The sequence below is a fragment of the Pseudomonas sp. LF-5 genome, from assembly GCF_037626295.1.
GTDB lineage: Bacteria > Pseudomonadota > Gammaproteobacteria > Pseudomonadales > Pseudomonadaceae > Aquipseudomonas > Aquipseudomonas monsensis.
Genome location: NZ_JARKMT010000010.1, coordinates 24,159 through 42,345 on the forward strand (window position 1 = coordinate 24,159; position 18,187 = coordinate 42,345).

15 protein-coding genes are annotated in these 18,187 nt (G+C 61.2%); 7 read left to right on the plus strand and 8 right to left on the minus strand.

Annotation, left to right across the window (positions count from 1 at the left end):
* Positions 1-9: 9 nt before the first annotated feature.
* From PseuLF5_RS22755 to PseuLF5_RS22775, 5 genes are all read right to left on the minus strand, one after another.
* Entirely contained in the window at positions 10-1,257 is a 1,248-nt protein-coding gene (locus tag PseuLF5_RS22755; RefSeq protein ID WP_123469244.1) for an ABC transporter permease, read from the minus strand.
* Positions 1,258-1,438: 181 nt separating this feature from the next.
* A complete protein-coding gene (locus PseuLF5_RS22760; RefSeq protein WP_128616097.1) occupies positions 1,439-2,482 on the minus strand; it encodes an ABC transporter substrate-binding protein in 1,044 nt (347 codons plus the stop codon).
* Between the two features lie 48 nt (positions 2,483-2,530).
* Positions 2,531-3,655, minus strand: a complete 1,125-nt coding sequence (locus PseuLF5_RS22765) for an ABC transporter ATP-binding protein (RefSeq protein WP_123469248.1) — start codon at positions 3,653-3,655, stop codon at positions 2,531-2,533.
* A 348-nt stretch (positions 3,656-4,003) separates the two neighbouring features.
* A complete protein-coding gene (locus PseuLF5_RS22770) occupies positions 4,004-4,633 on the minus strand; it encodes a response regulator (RefSeq protein ID WP_123469250.1) in 630 nt (209 codons plus the stop codon).
* 85 nt (positions 4,634-4,718) lie between these two features.
* On the minus strand, positions 4,719-7,115 hold the full coding sequence (locus tag PseuLF5_RS22775; protein WP_340134797.1) for a PAS domain-containing sensor histidine kinase: 2,397 nt from the start codon (positions 7,113-7,115) through the stop codon (positions 4,719-4,721).
* A 73-nt stretch (positions 7,116-7,188) separates the two neighbouring features.
* Here PseuLF5_RS22775 and PseuLF5_RS22780 point away from each other — a divergent pair, with 73 nt between their 5' ends.
* Complete coding sequence (locus tag PseuLF5_RS22780; RefSeq protein WP_340134798.1) at positions 7,189-8,172, plus strand: alpha/beta hydrolase family protein; 984 nt, start codon at positions 7,189-7,191, stop codon at positions 8,170-8,172.
* Positions 8,173-8,308: 136 nt separating this feature from the next.
* Here the strand turns inward: PseuLF5_RS22780 and PseuLF5_RS22785 are convergent, their stop codons facing one another.
* From PseuLF5_RS22785 to PseuLF5_RS22795, 3 genes are read right to left on the minus strand one after another with little or no spacing between them, the layout of a single operon-like run.
* A complete protein-coding gene (locus tag PseuLF5_RS22785; protein ID WP_123469256.1) occupies positions 8,309-9,076 on the minus strand; it encodes a TerB family tellurite resistance protein in 768 nt (255 codons plus the stop codon).
* Position 9,077: 1 nt separating this feature from the next.
* On the minus strand, positions 9,078-9,749 hold the full coding sequence (gene murU, locus PseuLF5_RS22790) for an N-acetylmuramate alpha-1-phosphate uridylyltransferase MurU (RefSeq protein ID WP_123469258.1): 672 nt from the start codon (positions 9,747-9,749) through the stop codon (positions 9,078-9,080).
* Entirely contained in the window at positions 9,746-10,765 is a 1,020-nt protein-coding gene (locus PseuLF5_RS22795) for an aminoglycoside phosphotransferase family protein (RefSeq protein WP_340134799.1), read from the minus strand. Before PseuLF5_RS22795 ends, murU begins: the two co-directional genes overlap by 4 nt.
* A 130-nt stretch (positions 10,766-10,895) precedes the next feature.
* Between PseuLF5_RS22795 and PseuLF5_RS22800 the strand changes: the two genes are divergently transcribed.
* The 6 genes from PseuLF5_RS22800 to PseuLF5_RS22825 all read left to right on the plus strand — a co-directional run bounded on the left by PseuLF5_RS22800 (position 10,896) and on the right by PseuLF5_RS22825 (position 18,169).
* Positions 10,896-13,697, plus strand: coding sequence for an LPS-assembly protein LptD (locus PseuLF5_RS22800; protein ID WP_340134800.1), 2,802 nt, complete (start codon positions 10,896-10,898; stop codon positions 13,695-13,697).
* On the plus strand, positions 13,672-14,994 hold the full coding sequence (gene surA / locus PseuLF5_RS22805; protein ID WP_177490682.1) for a peptidylprolyl isomerase SurA: 1,323 nt from the start codon (positions 13,672-13,674) through the stop codon (positions 14,992-14,994). The genes PseuLF5_RS22800 and surA overlap by 26 nt, the downstream gene beginning before the upstream one ends.
* On the plus strand, positions 14,991-15,980 hold the full coding sequence (gene pdxA, locus PseuLF5_RS22810; RefSeq protein ID WP_123469264.1) for a 4-hydroxythreonine-4-phosphate dehydrogenase PdxA: 990 nt from the start codon (positions 14,991-14,993) through the stop codon (positions 15,978-15,980). The genes surA and pdxA overlap by 4 nt, the downstream gene beginning before the upstream one ends.
* On the plus strand, positions 15,977-16,795 hold the full coding sequence (rsmA, locus tag PseuLF5_RS22815) for a 16S rRNA (adenine(1518)-N(6)/adenine(1519)-N(6))-dimethyltransferase RsmA (RefSeq protein ID WP_123469266.1): 819 nt from the start codon (positions 15,977-15,979) through the stop codon (positions 16,793-16,795). Before pdxA ends, rsmA begins: the two co-directional genes overlap by 4 nt.
* 112 nt (positions 16,796-16,907) lie before the next feature.
* Positions 16,908-17,288, plus strand: coding sequence for a Co2+/Mg2+ efflux protein ApaG (apaG, locus tag PseuLF5_RS22820; protein ID WP_222834183.1), 381 nt, complete (start codon positions 16,908-16,910; stop codon positions 17,286-17,288).
* On the plus strand, positions 17,288-18,169 hold the full coding sequence (locus tag PseuLF5_RS22825; protein WP_340134801.1) for a symmetrical bis(5'-nucleosyl)-tetraphosphatase: 882 nt from the start codon (positions 17,288-17,290) through the stop codon (positions 18,167-18,169). Before apaG ends, PseuLF5_RS22825 begins: the two co-directional genes overlap by 1 nt.
* Positions 18,170-18,187: the final 18 nt, after the last annotated feature.

An 18,187-nucleotide genomic window follows, 5' to 3' on the forward strand; every position in this document is an offset into this window, starting at 1 on the left:
AAATTCCCCTTAGCTCAGGCGCAGGCGACTGGCGCCCACCAGCCAGCTGTAGATCAGATAAAGCACCACGGTTGCCAGCAGCAGCAAGCCGCCCAGCGCCGTGGCCATGCCCCAGTTGATGCTGGTGTTGGTGTAGAACGCGACGAAGTAGCTGACCATTTGATCGTTCGGGCTGCCGAGCAGCGCCGGGGTGATGTAGTAGCCGATGGCGAGGATGAACACCAACAGGCAACCGGCGCCGACGCCAGCGTAGGTCTGCGGGAAGTACACCCGCCAGAAACTGGCGAACGGATGGCAGCCCAGCGAAATTGCGGCGCGCATGTAAGTCGGTGAGATGCCTTTCATCACGCTGTAGATCGGCAGGATCATGAACGGCAGCAGGATGTGCACCATCGAGATGTAGACCCCGGTGCGGTTGAACACCAGCTCCAGCGGCTTATCAATGATGCCCATTGCCATCAGCGCGCTGTTGATCAGCCCGCCCGATTGCAGCAACACGATCCACGCCGCGACCCGCACCAGAATCGAGGTCCAGAACGGCAGCAGCACCAGAATCATCAGCAGGTTGCTCTGGCGCGATGGCAGGTTGGCCAGCAGATAAGCCAGTGGATAGGCGAGCAGCAAGCAGATCACAGTGATCACCAGGCCCATCCAGAACGTGCGGGCGAAGATGTCGAGGTAGATCGCCTGATCCGGGGTGGCCGGGGCCAGTTCGCCGAGGTCGTCGATGCGGTGATCGACCGCCGCCAGCAGGTAATACGGGGTGATGCTGCTGGTGTTGCGCTTGACCGCTTGCCAGTAGGCCGGATCGCCCCAGCGCTCGTCGAGGCCTTCAAGTGCTTCTTTATAAGAGGCCGGTTCGCTGGCAAAGGGCAGCGCACGGGCGGTTTTGGTCAGCAGGCTGCGATAGCCGGCCAATTCCATGTTCAAGCGCTTGGACAAATCGCCCAGCGTCTGGTTTTTCCGGGCTTCGGCGAGGTCTTCGCCAGCGGCTTTGTACACCGGCTCAGCGGGCAGGCCGCGGCCGTCCCAGCTGGCGATGGCCGCCACGGTGCGCGGCATGCCGCCGACCACTTCCGGGTTGCCGACGCTTTTGTAGAGCAGCGCCACGATCGGCACCAGGAACACCAGCAACAGAAACAGCACCAGCGGCGCAATCAACGCCTGGGCCTTCCAGCGGTTGACTCGCTCGGCGCGCTTGAGCTTCTGCTTCAAGGTGGGGCTGGTGCCCTCGTTCAGGGGAACGGCGATGGCCATGACGTACTCCGCAAATCTTTGATCGTTACAGAGGTGGCGAACCACCTCGATCGATTGATGCACACAGATCCAAATGTGGGAGCGAGCTTGCTCGCGAAGGCGGCGCATCAGTCGACATCAATGTTGAATGTACTGGCGCTTTCGCGAGCAAGCTCGCTCCCACAGGAGAGCGAGCCCTCGGTTATTTCGCCGCCCAGGAATTGAAGCGCTGCTCCAGTTGCTCGCCGTTGTCAGCCCAGAAGCTGACGTCGATCTGCACCTGGTTGGCGATGTTTTCCGGGGTGGTCGGCATGTCTTTCAGGACATCCTTGGCCAGCAGCGGCACGGCTTGGGTGTTGGCCGGGCCGTAGGCGATGTTTTCCGAGTAGGTCTTCTGCTGTTGCGGCTGGACCGAGAAGGCGATGAACTTCTTCGCCGCTTCCGCACGTTTGGCGTCCAGACCTTTCGGGATGGCCCACGCGTCGAAGTCGTAGATGCCGCCGTTCCACACCACTTTCAGGTTGGATTCCTTCTGCACCGCAGCGATACGACCGTTGTAGGCCGAGCTCATGACCACGTCACCGGAAGCGAGGTACTGCGGCGGTTGCGCGCCGGCTTCCCACCACTGGATGCTCGGCTTCAGTTCATCGAGCTTCTTGAACGCACGGTCCTGACCATCCTTGCCGGCCAGCACTTTGTAGACGTCTTTCGGCGCTACGCCGTCGGCCATCAGTGCGAACTCGAGGGTGTACTTGGCGCCTTTGCGCAGGCCACGCTTGCCCGGGAATTTCTTGGTGTCCCAGAAATCGGCCCAGCTGGTCGGTGCGGTTTTCAGCTTGTCGGCGTTGTACGCAAGGACGGTCGACCAGACGAAGAAGCCCACGCCGCACGGCTGGATGGCGCCTTTGACGTAGTCTTCGGATTTGCCGAACAGCGCAGGGTCGAGTTGCTCGAACATGTCTTCGTCACAGCCACGGGACAGTTCCGGCGATTCAACTTCGACCAGATCCCACGACACACTCTTGGTATCGACCATGGCTTTGACCTTGGCCATTTCGCCGTTGTACTCGCCGGCGACGATCTTGCCATGGCCCGCCGCTTCCCACGGTGCGTAGAAGGCTTTGACTTGCGCGGCCTTGTTCGCCCCGCCAAACGACACCACGGTCAAATCCGGGCCAGCCGCCATCGCGCTGGCCGCACCCATCAGGCCCAGGGTCAGGGCGGTGAACTTCAGGGATCTCAACATTTATTGTTCTCTCCACGTGCAGGGTTGGTGTTGGTATTGCCGGGGCGATCAGTTCGCCTCTAGAAGAGGATCAAGCGCGCGCACGTGCTCGATCTGCCAGCCAAGCGGAACCACGTCCCCGACCGCGAGCGCTGGATCGAGCTCGGCAATCGGTTGTTTCACGAAGAAGTCGGTCTTGCCGCAGACTTCCAGACGCACCCGGACGTGGTCGCCCAGATAGATGAATTCCGCCACCCTCCCTGAGAAGCGGTTGACACATTGATCGCTCGAGCCGTTGAGGCTGACGCGCTCCGGACGGATCGACAGGGTCACCGGTTCGCCGGTCTGGCCGACGTTGACCGCCAGTGCCTCGACCTTCTCGCCACGGCCCAGCTCGACCACGCAGCGCTCGCCGCTCTGGCTGAGCAGGCGACCGTTGAGGCGGTTGTTCTCGCCGATGAAGTTGGCGACGAAGGTATTTTTCGGCTCTTCGTAGAGGGTGCGCGGCGGAGCGATCTGCTGGATTTCGCCCTGGTGGAAGACCGCCACGCGATCGGACATGGTCAGCGCTTCACCCTGGTCGTGGGTCACGTAGACCACGGTCACGCCGAGGCGCTGGTGCAGGTGCTTGATCTCCATCTGCATGTGTTCGCGCAGCTGTTTGTCGAGTGCGCCCAGCGGTTCGTCCATCAACACCAGTTGCGGTTCGAACACCAGCGCCCGCGCCAGCGCCACCCGCTGCTGCTGACCACCGGACAGTTGCGCCGGGTAGCGCGAGGCGAAAGCGTCGAGCTGGACCATGCTGAGGACTTTCTTTACCTTGTCGCTGACGTCGCTCTTGTTCAGGCCGCGCACGGTCAGCGGGAAGGCGAGGTTTTCCGCTACGGTCATGTGCGGGAACAGCGCGTAGTTCTGAAACACCATGCCGATGTCGCGCTTGTGCGGTGGCACGTTGTTGATTGCGCGCCCGGCCAGCAGGATTTCTCCGGCGGTCGGTGTTTCGAAGCCGGCGAGCATCATCAGGCTGGTGGTCTTGCCCGAACCGGACGGCCCGAGCAGGGTCAGGAACTCGCCTTTGCGAATGTCCAGGTTGAGGTCTTTGACGATCAGGTTCTCGCCGTCGTAGCTCTTCTGCACTCCACGAAAGCTGACCAGCACATCACTGGCCCCTGCGTTTGAATCGACCTGGCTCATACCCACACCTTTGTTGTTGATGACTGCTTGTGGGTTAAGCCTAGTGGCTGCTGACAGGCGCGCAAATCGGGGCGCAGGAGAGAATCGCCTCAGCCGGATGGAAGGTTGGGGGTAGGGATTGCCCTACAAGGATGGCGCTAATGGATAAGGCAGTGGCGAGGGTTGAGCTGCAAGCTGCAAGAACAAGCAAAAGCGCGTGTCGCTAACAGATATGCCCAAACTCTCAGGCCATACAGAGAAACCTGTGGGAGCTGGCTTGCCAGCGATAGCGGTGGGTCAGCCGGCATTAATGTGATTGGCACTCCGTCATCGCTGGCAAGCCAGCTCCCACAGGTTTGTGCAGCGTTGCTAAAGGAGCTTGTGCTCCATCGCGTATTTGACCAGCTCGGCCAGTGAGGTGATGTTGAGCTTCTGCATCAGCCGCGCCTTGTGGGTGCTGATGGTTTTGCTGCTCAGGGCCAGTTGCTGGGCGATGTCATTGACATTGGCGCCCTGGGCCAGGCGTTCGAACACCGAGAATTCGCGCTCGGACAATAGCGAGTGCAATGGCCGCGTATCGGTCAGGCCGACTTCAAAGACCATGCGATCGGCCAGTTCCGGATCAATGTAGCGGCCGCCCGCCGCCACTTTGCGGATGGCGGTCAGCAACAGGGCCGGATCACTGTCCTTGGTTGCGTACCCGGCCGCACCGATCTTGAGGGCACGGGCGGCCATCTGCGCTTCATCGTGCATCGACAGCACCAGAATGGCGGGCGGGTTGTTCAGCGCGCGAATCCGCGGAATCGCTTCCAGGCCATTGACCCCGGGCATGGAGATATCCAGCAACACCACCTCGCACGGCACACTGCGCAGGGTTTCCAGCAACTGCTCGCCATTACTCGCCTCCCCCACCACTTGCAGATCCTTGGCCAGGCCGATCAATTGCTTGATGCCTTCGCGGACGATGGTGTGGTCTTCGGCTACCAGTACACGGATCAAGTTTTTTCTCCAGATTTCAGGCACACACCAAACCCTGTGGGCGCGAGCCTGCTCGCGATAGCGTCAGCGCAAACACCACACACCTTCAAACCTCACTCACCGGCACCCACACAGTCAGGCTGGTGCCCTCCCCCGGCTCACTCTCCAGCACCAGCCGCCCGCCCATGATCAGCACCCGCTCGCGCATGCCCACCAGCCCGAACGAAGTCGGCCGACCGGTAGCGGCGACGAATCCTACGCCATCATCGCTGACGGTCAGACGCAATTCATCGCCTTCCAGCGCCAGCGTCAGTTCCACAGTATGCGCCTGGGCATGCCGCATCACATTGGTCAGTGCCTCCTGCAGAATCCGGAACAGCCCGATCGCCTTGGCATCGCTGAGCGCCGGCAGATTGTCCGGCACCTGCACCAGACACGGAATCTGCGTGCGCGCCTCGAAGCGCCGCGCCTGCCATTCAATCGCCGAGGCAATCCCGGCATCGAGAATCGGTGGCCGCAGCGCCGTCGCCACATCCCGCACCAACTGGAACAACTGGGCGATCAGGCGCTTCATGCTGTTCAGCCGTTCGTTCAGACCAGGATCGAGCTGCGCGTAGGCCAATTCGCACATCGACGTCTCCAGTTTCAGCACCGTGAGCATTTGCCCCAGCTCATCGTGCACCTCCCGGGCAATGCGCGCCTTCTCTTCTTCACGCACGCTCTCAAGGTGCGCCGACAGTTCGCGCAATTGCTCGCGGGAGGCGGCCAGTTCCAGTTCGATGCGCTTGCTTTCGGTGATGTCCCAGACGATGCCGTCCCAGACATAAGCGCCGTCCTCCAGTTGCCGGGTGATCGCCTTGATCTCGGCCCAGCGCTGCTGGCCCTGACGCGTGAGGATGCGGCCCTGCCACGACCAGTCGCTGTCGGTGTCCAGCGCCTGATCCTGGGTCCGGTGGTAACTGGCTTTATCGTCCGGGTGCACCAGGCTGCGCAAGCCCATGTCGCGATGGGCGATGGTGGCCGGCGCGTAACCGACCAGGCTTTCACTGCCCTCGCTGATGTAGGCAAAGTCGATCTGCCCGGTCACCGGTGCCCGCTCCAGGCGGAACACCAGACCCGGGACGTTGGCGGCAATGCCTTGCAGGCGCGCCTCGCTTTCCTGCAACGCGGCGAGTGCGCGGCGGCGCTCGGTGACGTCGGTGAGATAAACCACCAGGTATTCGCTGTCGCGAAAGCGCAGAAAACTCAGTGACACGTCCGCCGGCAGGATGCCGCCATCGGCACGCACGCAGCTGGATTCAAAGCTCAGCGGCCCTTCTTCACTGGCTCGCGCGCGCTTCCACAGGTTGAGCCATCGGTCCATGTGCAGACCCGGCTCGAAGTCGATCAGCGGTCGCTCGATCAGACCGCCGACGGGATAACCAAGCATGACTTCCGCCGCCCGGTTGGCGTAGCGCACATGGCTGTCCCAGTTGACCCAGAGAATGCCGACCGTGCTTTGATCAATGGAAAACTGCGTGAGCCGCAGCGCTTCTTCGCTGGCCGCGCGCAGGGCGATGTCTTCCCGTGCGGCGAGCAAGCGCTGCTCGAGGCTGTGCTGCTGGCGCCGTTGCCAGAACACAATCGCCACGCAGCTGAGCAACATGACCGCGAACAACAGACTGAGGTTCTGCCAGAACCCCGGTGACTCCGACAGTCGCGGGTACTTGGGTTGCAACCATTGGCTGTGCAGGCGCTCCAGATCCTTGGCCGGGATCGCGCGCAAGGCACTCTGGACGATACCGGCCAGCTCCGGCCAGTCACGACGCGTACCGACCCGCAGCAATTGCGGCAGGCCAATGTCACCGACCACCACCAGCTCGGCGAACTCTGGCTCGGCTGACAGCCGCCCGAGTTGCGCCTCATCGACCACCGCGTAGGACGCCTGCTGACTCAACAGTAGCTGCAACGCCTGACGTTCCAGCGGCACGCCTTGCAGATTCAGATGGGGATAGGTGCCGCGCAAATAATCCGCGGTGGTACTGGGCATGCGCACCGCGACACGGGTCTGGCTGTCGAGTTTCTCCAGATCCACCACACCGCTGGCCTTCTGATCACTGACCACCAGTTGCGGCACGCGCATATACGGGTCGGAAAACTGCCACAGGCGCAGCGCACTCGGGGTCTGGCTCAGGCCCGGGGCGACGTCGATTTCGCCTTCGCGCAAGGCGCTCTCCAGTCGTCCCAGATCGGGAAAATTGCGCCAGCTCAATTCGACATTGAGGGCCTGGGCCAGCCACTTCATCAACTCGACGTTGGCCCCGGAGAGCTTCTGCAAACGCCGGTCGTATTGCGCGTACGGCGCCTGCAGCACCAGCCCGACCCGCAATTCATTATGTTGTGCCAGCCATTGCTGCTGACTCGCGGACAATTGCGCAACGTGCGCCGGGGACGCAGGCGCCGCCCAGCCCATCAAGGGAAACCACAAACAGCCGATAACCCACAGGCAGCAAAATCGCTTCATTGAAGTCTCGTACACTGACAAATTCTGACCAACCCATTAGGCTGCCGGGATACTTTCTGGCCTGGAATAACCGATGCCCTCTGTTTACCGCCTGGCAATGCCAGCATTGTGCCTGTCGCTGATCCTGCCTTGTGCGTTTTCCGTCAACGCCGCCGACTCTGCTCCAGCGGCCGAGAAACCGGCCGAAGAAAAACCGGTCGAACGCCAGCCACTGCTTGAGCGTAGTCAGGAAGAGGCCGCCGCACTGGAACGTCAAGTGCCGGCGCAGGAACAGCAACAATTACAGGCCGGCAGCGACACCTTTCTGGCCCTGTGGAAACCGGCCAACACCGCCGATCCCAAAGGTGCGGTGATTATCATCCCCGGCGCTGGCGAAACAGCTGACTGGCCGCAAGCAATCGGCCCGTTGCGGCAGAAATTGCCGGACGCGCAGTGGAGCAGCCTGAGTATCACGCTGCCCGACCTGCAAAGCGATGCCATTGCACCGCGCGTCGTCGAAACACCGGTGGCGCCGAAAGCCGCGGAGTCCGGCAGCAAGGACTCGACCACCGCGCAACCCATCGAACAGGCTGCCGGCGGCGAAGCGGACGTCGCCGATCAGGTGGTCGCCGAAACGACTGAAGAACACTCCAAGGCGGACGCCGAACGAATCTTCGCGCGTATCGACGCGGCGATTGCCTACGCCGAACAGCAAAGTGTCCGCAGTATTGTCGTACTCGGTCACGGTACCGGCGCCTATTGGGCCGCCCGTTACCTGAGCGAAAAACAAACGGCGCAGGTGGAGAAATTCATCATGATCGACGCGCAGGCACCGACCAAGGCCAAGCCACAACTGGTGGAACTGACGCCTGCCTTGAAACTGCCGACGGCGGACATTTTCTACATGGACAAGCCACTGGATCGTCACGCGGCGCTGCAGCGCATGCAGGCGAGCAAGCGTTTGAAGACCTCGGCTTTCAGCCAGGTGGCGCTCAAGGCGCTGCCGGATAACAAGGCGGAGCAGGAGCAGTTGTTCCGGCGGGTGCGTGGCTGGTTGAATCCGCAGAACGTGGATTGACCGCAAAACCCAATAGCCCCCAATCGCGAGCAGGCTCGCTCCCACACTCGATCGCATTCCAACTGCAGAAACACGATCCAGTCCGGGAGCGAGCCTGCTCGCGAAGAGGCCCTCACAAACAGCAAACCGCTAACGCCTAGCGAAAGTCGCGCCGCTGACGAATCAACGTATAGGCATTGTGCAACTCGCGCGTCCTTTCGGTCGCCTCGTGCACCTGCGCCGGCGTCGCTCCGCTACCCGCCACTTTGTCCGGATGATGACGGCTGAGCAGACGCCGGTACGCCCGTTTGATCTGCGCCGGTTCGCTGGTCGCCGACACGCCCAGTAAACGCATCGCCTCCTGGTAGCTTACCGCCGCGCTGACGATTGGCCGCTTGCCCGGTTCGTAATCACTGGCCAGCGCCTGCACCTGATGCGTCGTCCAGCCCAGCCACTTGCCCCATTGCGCCAACAGTTCACGCTCGCTGACGCCGGCACGGCCATCGGCCCAGACCATCCGCCAACAGGCGCGCAATACACCTTCGGCCGCATGGGGCTGGCCACCCAGGCGCCGCAGATAACCGCGCAGGTTATCGCTGCCGGACTTGCCACGGTTGAACGCCGCAATGGCCCGACGCGTGGCCGGCTCGCTCATTTCCAGGGCGCGCATTTCGTTGCGCGCCTGCTGGATATGGCCGTCGGTCACGCGCCCGTCGCTCTTGGCCAGACGCCCGAGCAACACGAACAACAATTCGTCGTTGCGCAGCATCGGCCGGCCGCCGAGCTTTTCCCGCAAGTGCCCCCAGCTCTGCAAATGCAGACGCCGATCCAGCGCCTGTCCCAGCAACGCCCCAAGCATGGCCCCCGGAATGCTGGCGATCGCAAAACCCGCTCCGGCTCCAATCAGAGTCCCTGGCCACAACATATCAGCGACTCGCTTCTATCAAGGTTTCGGCCTCAGCCAGACGCTCGTGCGTCCCGACATCCACCCAATGACCTTTCAGCCGCTCGCCGGTCACCTCGCCTGCCGCCATGGCTTTACGCAACAGCGGTGCCAGTTTGAAGGCACCGTCGGCGCAGCCGTCGAACAGCTGCGGATGGAGGACAGCGATACCGCTATAGGTCAGCGTCGCGGCATCCGCCTGACCATCATTCACACGCCCATCGACCAGCGAGAAATCCCCGGCCGGGTGATGCGCCGGATTGTCCGCCAGGACCAGATGCGCCAGACCGGTGATCGGCTGATGCAGGACGCTGAAGTCGTAATCGGTCCAGATGTCGCCATTGACCACCAGGAACGCATCGTCGCCAAGCAACGGCAACGCACGGAAAATCCCGCCACCGGTTTCCAGCGGTTCGCCTTCCGGCGAGTACTGAATGCTCAGGCCAAATTGAGTGCCGTCCCCCAGGTAATCCTCGATCTGCTGACCGAGCCAGGCGTGATTGATCACGATTTCGTTGAAACCGGCGGCCGCCAAGGCACGCAGGTGATACTCGATCAACGGCACGCCACCGGCACGCACCAGCGGTTTCGGTGTGGTCAGGGTCAGCGGGCGCATGCGCTCGCCTTTGCCTGCCGCCAGAATCATTGCCTTCATGCCGTTGCTCCACCTCGCAGGCGGGTAAACAGCGCTTGCAACTCCGCCAGTTCAGGACGCCGGGCAATCACCGCTTCTATATAAGAGAAGAAGCGCGGCACGTCGGCCAGATAGCGCGGCTTGCCATCGCGGTGGCAGATGCGGGCGAAGATGCCGATGACTTTCAGGTGACGCTGCACGCCCATCAGGTCGCTGGCGCGCAGGAAATCTTGAAAATCCGGCTGCACCGGGATGTTCAGTGCAGCGGCTTGCTGCCAGTAGCTTTCCAGCCAGCCGCGTACGCGCTCTTCAGGCCAGCTGAGGAAGGCGTCCTTGAACAGGCAGGTCACGTCATAGGTCACCGGACCATAGACCGCATCCTGAAAATCCAGCACCCCCGGATTCGGTTCGCTGATCATCAGGTTGCGCGGCATGTAGTCGCGGTGCACCAACACTTTCGGTTGCGCCAGAGCGCTGTCAATCAGCAGATCACTGATGCGCTGCCACTGCTGCTGTTGAGTCGCATCGAACTCGATACCCAGTTCACGCTTCACGTACCACTCCGGGAACAGTTCCAGCTCACGGCGCAGCAGCGCGACGTCATAGCTCGGCAGCGGTGCCACCATCGGCAATTGCTGAAAAGCCAACAGAGATTGCAGGGCATCGTTGAACAACGCGTCGGCATTTTCGCTGTCGATCACGTCGAGATAGGTCTTGTTGCCCAGGTCATTGAGCAAAAGAAATCCGCGTTCGAGGTCTTCGGCATAAATTTTCGGCACGTTTATGCCGGATTTCGCCAGCAAAAAGGCGATGTCCACGAACGGTTTGCAGTTTTCCTGGGGCGGCGGCGCGTCCATCACGACGAAGCTGCGACCCGCACCTTCCCAACGGAAATAGCGGCGGAAACTCGCGTCACTGCTGGCCGCAGTCAACGTGGCCGGGGGCACGGCGCCCCAGCCTTGATCTGCAAACAGGTTTTCCAGCTGTTCATCGAGCCAAACTTTCAGGTGTTGCAAGCGTACATCTTGGTCAGGCATTGCAAGGGTCTCCGACGGCGCTAGCCGTCAAGCGGGTCATGCTTTATTATCCAGCATCTTTTTCAGACCATCGAGAGGCGTGCGGCCCACACCGCGGGCAGATGGCACGCAGGAAGCCCGGACTAATAAGATGGCATTGAAATCCCCCGCGTTTCGTAAAAAATTTCCGTTGTTGGTAACCGGCAGTCTGCTGGCTATGCAACCTCTGGCCAGTCAATTCGTTGTTGCCGCCGAGCAGTATGACTGCTCCGTCTCGGCTACGGGTGGCTGGGACTGTTCGCCCAAGACGCCGGCGGCTGCATTGCCACCGCGTCCGGTGCATGACGGCAGTGCCGTCAGCGCCACCGGCGAAGCCCCGGCCGAGAACGGTTCGGTTGCCGACACTGGCGCCAAACCGGTCCTCGTCACCGAAGCCAAGGGCCGTGGCCTGAAATCCCGTAGCGAAGACTTCAGTCACCTCGACTGGGTTCCGCGCGAGAAGCTCACCGCCGCCCAATTGGCCGAGACCGGACCTTACTGCTCTGGTGCCTATATCGAACCGATTCGTCCTGGCATGAATGACAAGACGAATAAAAGTGACGCCCCGACCTTTATCGGCGCGAAAGCCTCGCGCTATAACACCGATGATCAAGTCGGTACGCTGGCCGGCGATGTCGTCCTGCGTCAGGGCAGCATGCAGGTCGAGTCCGACGAGGCCAGCCTGTATCAGGCCGAAAGCCGCGCCGAACTCAATGGCGACGTGCGTATCCGTGACAACGGCGCGCTGATCGTCGGCGACCATGCCGATGTGCAGCTCGACACCGGTGAAGCCAAGGTCGACAACGCCGAATACGTGATGCACAAATCGCGCATCCGCGGTAACGCGCTGTACGCCAAGCGTGCCGAAAACGCGATCATCCGTTTGAAGGACGGCACGTACACCACGTGCGAACCGAACAGCAACGCGTGGCAGCTCAAGGGCAACAACATCACCCTGAACCCGGCCACCGGCTTCGGTACCGCGACCAACGTGACGCTGCGCGTAAAAGACATTCCGATTCTGTACACGCCGTACATCTACTTCCCGATTGACGATCGTCGCCAGTCGGGCTTCCTGCCGCCGACCATCGGCACCGGCAGCGATACCGGCTTCATGCTGGTGACCCCGTACTACTTCAACCTGGCGCCGAACTACGATGCCACGTTGTACCCGCGTTACATGAGCAAGCGTGGCATGTTGGTGGAAGGCGAATTCCGTTACCTGACCAAGTCGAGTGAGGGTCAGTTTGGTGCGGCTTATCTGAACGACGAAGACGATGAGCGCAAGCGTCAGTCCGACTACAGCGAGACTCGCTACATGTACAACTGGCAGCACAAGGGCGGTCTCGACTCCCGTGTGCTCACCCAGGTTGATTACACCAAGATCAGCGATCCGTATTACTTCCAGGATCTGCAGACCGATCAGATTGGTGTGAAAAGTGCTGACTACGTGAACCAACAGGGTTCGGTGACTTACCGTGGTGACAGCTATACCGCTCGCTTGAACGCTCAGGCGTATCAGCTGGCAACCGTTTCGAACATCACGCCGTACGATCGTCTGCCGCAGATCACCTTCAATGGACAGCTGCCGTATCATCCTGAAGGCCTGAACTTCGATTATGAGACGGAGCTGGTTCGTTTCGACCGTGATCTGAGAAGTGGCACTTTTGTACAGGAAGACGGCGTCACAACCGAACCGCGCCTGGACAACAACATTACTGGTCTGGCACGCGCCAATGGCGACCGTTTGAATCTGAAACCGGGCGTCAGTCTGCCGATGAACTGGACTTACGGCTTCCTGAAGCCGTCGCTGAAGTACCAGTACACCCAGTACCAGCTGGACCTGGACAACACCGGTAAATCGCAGATCGATTTAATGACTGCTGAGCAGAAAAAGCTCAACGGTGAATTCGACAGCAGCCAGAACCGTGGCGTACCGATTGCCAGCATCGACAGCGGCCTGTATTTCGACCGCAACACGTCGTACTTCGGCAAAAACTATCGCCAGACTCTGGAACCACGCCTGTTCTACCTCTATGTACCCAAGGTCGATCAGGAAGACATTCCAGTATTTGACACCAGCGAATACACCTTCAACTATGCGTCGTTGTTCCGTGACAACCGCTTCTCCGGGGCCGACCGCGTCGGCGACGAGAACAAACTGTCGCTGGGTGTAACCAGCCGCTGGATCGAAGACAACGGTTTCGAGCGTCAACGCATCAGCGTCGGTCAGGCTTACTACTTCAAGGATCGTGAAGTACAACTGCCAGGCATCGCGTTCAAGGATCGCAAAGATGCCCAGTCCGATGTTTCGCCATACGCACTGGAATACGAATACCGCTGGAACCGCGACTGGCGCACCACGGCCGACTACAACTGGGACCCGGACAGCCGCAGCCCGCGTTCCGGCAGTGCGATGTTCCACTATCAGCCTGAAGACAACCCGAACAAGGTCATCAACGCCGGCTATCGCTATCGCAATGACCAGGTTCGTTACGACCAGAACACCGGTAAATGGTCGGTGGGCGGCGGTGACTACGGCACACCAGGCACGCCTGGCTACGTGAAGGACTACTACAAGATCAAGCAGCATGACTTCTCGGTCATCTGGCCGATCGTTCCGCAGTGGAACGCCATCAGCCGCTGGCAGTACGACTACAACCGTAACCGTACCCTGGAAGCCTTCGGTGGTTTCGAGTACGACAACTGCTGCTGGAAACTGCGCCTGATCAACCGTTACTGGGTTTCCTACGACGAATTCAGTCAGGAAGCTCCGCAAAACGAAAAAGGCGACCATGGCGTCTTCCTCCAAATTGTTCTGAAGGGACTCGGCGGCCTGACTGGCGCCAAGGTAGAGAGCTTCCTCGACAAAGGCATTCAAGGTTATCGTGAACGTGAAGACCAAGCTTTCTGATTGTCTGCGCCCGCTGATGCTGGGCGCGCTGTTCCTGGGCACGGCGGCCAACGCCGCCGTGCAATCCATTGATAAAGTGGTCGCCATCGTCGATAACGACGTGGTCATGCAGAGCCAACTGGATCAACGCGTCCATGAAGTTCAACAGACCATCGCCAAGCGTGGCGGCGGTCTGCCGCCTCCGGGCGTGCTGGACCAGCAGGTGCTGGAGCGTCTGATCGTCGAAAACCTGCAACTGCAGATCGGCGAGCGTTCCGGTATCCGCATTACCGATGAAGAGCTGAATCAGGCTGTCGGCACCATTGCCCAGCGCAACAACATGACTGTGGAGCAATTCCGCGCAGCCTTGGCTCACGACGGTCTGAACTACGACGACGCCCGTGACCAGATCAAGCGCGAGATGATCATCAGCCGCGTGCGTCAACGCCGTGTGGCAGAGCGCATTCAGGTCTCCGAGCAGGAAGTGAAGAACTTCCTCGCTTCCGACCTCGGCAAGATGCAACTGTCCGAAGAACTGCACCTGGCCAACATCCTGATTCCGACCCCGGAAAGCGCCAACTCTGAAGCCATTCAGAGCGCTGCACGTCAGGCGATGGAGGTTTACCAGCAACTCAAGCAAGGCGCTGACTTCGGTCAGATGGCCGTTGCCAAGTCGGGCAGCGACAACGCGCTGGAAGGCGGCGACATGGGCTGGCGTAAAGCGGCGCAACTGCCACCGCCGTTCGACCGCGAGTTGAGCAGCATGGCCGTTGGCGACATCACTCAACCTGCACGTACTCCGGGTGGTTTCATCATCCTCAAGCTGCTGGCAAAACGCGGTGGCGAAGCGCAGATGCGTGATGAAGTGCATGTGCGCCATATCCTGGTCAAGCCAAGCCCGATCCGCGACGAAGCCAAGACCAAAGCCCTGGTGCAATCGCTGTACGAGCGTATCCTGGCCGGTGAAGATTTCGCTGAACTGGCGAAGAACTACTCCGAAGACCCGGGCTCCGCGCTCAACGGCGGCGACCTGAACTGGATCGACCCGAACGCACTGGTACCGGAATTCCGCGAAGTGATGGCCAAGACCCCGCAAGGTCAGCTGTCCAAGCCGTTCCAGACCCAGTACGGCTGGCACGTGCTGGAAGTCCTTGGCCGTCGCGCCACCGACAGCACCGAGCAGGCTCGCGAGCAACAGGCGATGACGGTTCTGCGTAACAAGAAGTACGACGAAGAGCTGCAAACCTGGCTGCGTCAGATCCGTGACGAAGCGTACGTAGAGATCAAACTCCCTGGTGCAGACCAGGCAGCGCAGTGAAACCCAAGCGTTTTGCGCTGACACCCGGCGAACCAGCCGGCATCGGTCCCGACCTGTGCCTGCTGCTCGCCTCGCAAGCCCAGCCACATCCCCTGATTGCCATTACCAGCCGCGACCTGCTCTCCGAGCGGGCCGCGCAACTGGGGCTGGTCGTCAATTTGCTGGACGTTGCGCCTGACCAGTGGCCGGATGTTCCTGCACCCGCCAACAGCCTTTACGTCTGGGATACTCCGCTCAGCGCCCCCGTGGTTGCCGGGCAACTGGACAAGGCCAACGCCGCTTTCGTTCTCGAAACCCTGACCCGCGCCGGCAACGGCTGCCTGAACGGCGACTTTGCCGGGATGATCACCGCTCCGGTGCACAAGGGTGTGATCAACGAGTCGGGCATTGCGTTCTCCGGGCACACGGAATTCCTCGCCGACCTGACCCACACCGCGCAGGTCGTGATGATGCTCGCCACCCGCGGTTTGCGTGTGGCACTGGTCACCACGCACCTGCCCCTGCGCGAGATCGCCGATGCGATCACGCCGCAGCGGCTGGAGCGAGTCACGCGGATCCTGCACAGCGACCTGCAAGAAAAATTCGGCATCGCCCGGCCACGCATCCTGGTCTGCGGGCTCAACCCGCACGCCGGCGAAGGCGGACACCTGGGCCATGAAGAAATCGACATCATCGAACCCACTCTGGAGCGCCTGCGCGGCGAGGGCATGGACCTTCGTGGCCCGCTGCCTGCCGACACTCTGTTTACCCCCAAATATCTGGAGCACTGCGACGCAGTGCTGGCGATGTACCACGACCAGGGCCTGCCCGTGCTGAAGTACAAAGGCTTCGGCGCCGCCGTCAACGTGACCCTTGGCTTGCCGATCATCCGTACATCGGTCGACCACGGCACCGCCCTGGATCTGGCCGGCAGCGGCAAGATCGACACCGGCAGCCTGCAGGTCGCCCTGGAAACCGCCTACCAGATGGCCGAGACCCGTTTATGACCGAGCAATACCAACACAAGGCGCGCAAACGCTTTGGCCAGAACTTCCTGCACGATGCCGGCGTCATCGACCGCATCCTGCGCTCCATCAGCGCCAAACCTGACGACCGCATGCTGGAAATCGGCCCGGGCCAGGGCGCACTGACGGCCGGCCTGCTCAGCTCCGGCGCGCAACTCGATGTGGTGGAACTGGACAAGGACCTGATTCCGATCCTCAACCAGCAGTTCGCCGGCAAGAGCAACTTCAACCTGCATCAGGGCGATGCGCTGAAGTTCGACTTCAATACGTTGAATGCCGCACCGAACAGCCTGCGAGTGGTCGGCAACCTGCCGTACAACATCTCCACGCCGCTGATCTTTCACCTGCTGAACAACGCCGGCATCATTCGCGACATGCACTTCATGCTGCAGAAAGAAGTGGTCGAGCGTCTGGCGGCCGGCCCGGGTGGCGGTGACTGGGGTCGCCTGTCGATCATGGTTCAGTACCACTGCCGCGTGGAACACCTGTTCAACGTTGGCCCGGGCGCATTCAACCCGCCGCCGAAGGTCGACTCGGCCATTGTCCGCCTGGTGCCGCATACGGTACTGCCACACCCGGCCAAGGATCATCGCCTGCTGGAGCGCGTCGTCCGCGAAGCGTTCAACCAGCGTCGCAAGACCCTGCGCAATACCCTCAAGCAATTGATGACCGCTGCCGAGATCGAGGCCGCCGGTGTTGACGGCAGTCTGCGCCCCGAGCAACTGGACCTGGCTGCATTCGTGCGCCTGGCCGACCAGCTCGCCGAACAGGTTCCGGCCTCTCCCGTCGCCGACTGACTGGCGATGAACGCTATCGGGCAGGACGCCACTCTGGTTTACTGCCCGATACTTGCCTAGACTGAATCCCCATCAGCTACGCCCCGCGTTCCGCTTCGTTAAGGCCTTTTGCATGTCCGATTCCCGTTACCAGGTCGATGTCAGCGTCGTTACCCGCTATCTGGCAGACCAATCGCAACCCGAGCACGACCGCTTCGCCTTCGCCTACACCATCACCGTGCAGAACAATGGCGAGCAGCCCGCGCGCCTGATGTCCCGGCACTGGGTGATTACCGATGGCGACGGCCATGTCGAGGAAGTCCGCGGCGCCGGTGTCGTTGGCCAGCAACCGTTGATCGATGCAGGCCAAAGTCACACCTACAGCAGCGGCACGGTCATGACCACCAAAGTCGGCACCATGCAGGGCACCTATGAAATGGTCGCCAATGACGGCAAACATTTCGACGCAGTCATCAAGCCCTTCCGCCTTGCCGTGCCCGGAGCCCTGCACTGATGACGACGTACGCCGTCGGCGACCTGCAAGGCTGCCTCGAACCGCTCAAATGCCTGCTCAAACAAGTGGCGTTCGACCCGGCACACGATCGGCTGTGGCTGGTCGGCGATCTGGTCAACCGTGGCCCGCAATCGCTGGAGACCCTGCGCTTCCTCTATGGCATGCGTGAATCGCTGGTCTGCGTCCTCGGCAATCACGATCTGCACCTGCTCGCCGCCGCTAACAATATCGAGCGCCTGAAGAAGTCCGACACCCTGCGCGAGATTCTCGAAGCGCCGGACGCGACCGACCTGCTCGAGTGGCTGCGCCAGCAGAAACTCATGCACTACGACGAGCAGCGCGACGTCGCCATGGTCCACGCCGGCATTCCCCCGCAATGGTCCCTGCGCAAGGCCTTGAAGTATGCCGCCGAAGCCGAAGCCGCACTGCGTGACGACAACCTGCTTCCGTTGTACCTCGATGGCATGTACGGCAACGAACCGGCGAAATGGGACAGCGATCTCACCGGCGTGACCCGCCTGCGCGTCATCACCAACTATTTCACCCGCATGCGCTTTTGCACCGCCGACGGCAAGCTTGATCTCAAGAGCAAGGAAGGCCTCGACACCGCCCCGCCAGGCTACAAACCCTGGTTTCAGCATAAAGAGCGCAAAACCCGTGGCCTGCGCATCATCTTTGGCCACTGGGCGGCGCTGGAAGGCGATGTCCATGAACCGGGTATCTCGGCGCTGGATACCGGTTGTGTCTGGGGTGGCAGCCTGACCCTGATGAACGTCGACAACGGCGAGCGCGTGTCGTGCAAATGCGATGCACACGGCGGCCTTGCGCCAACCGTCGCACCACTTATCCCCGAACCATCGCCAGTCAGCGCGCCGCGTTAGACTGCGCTTTCAGCCGAG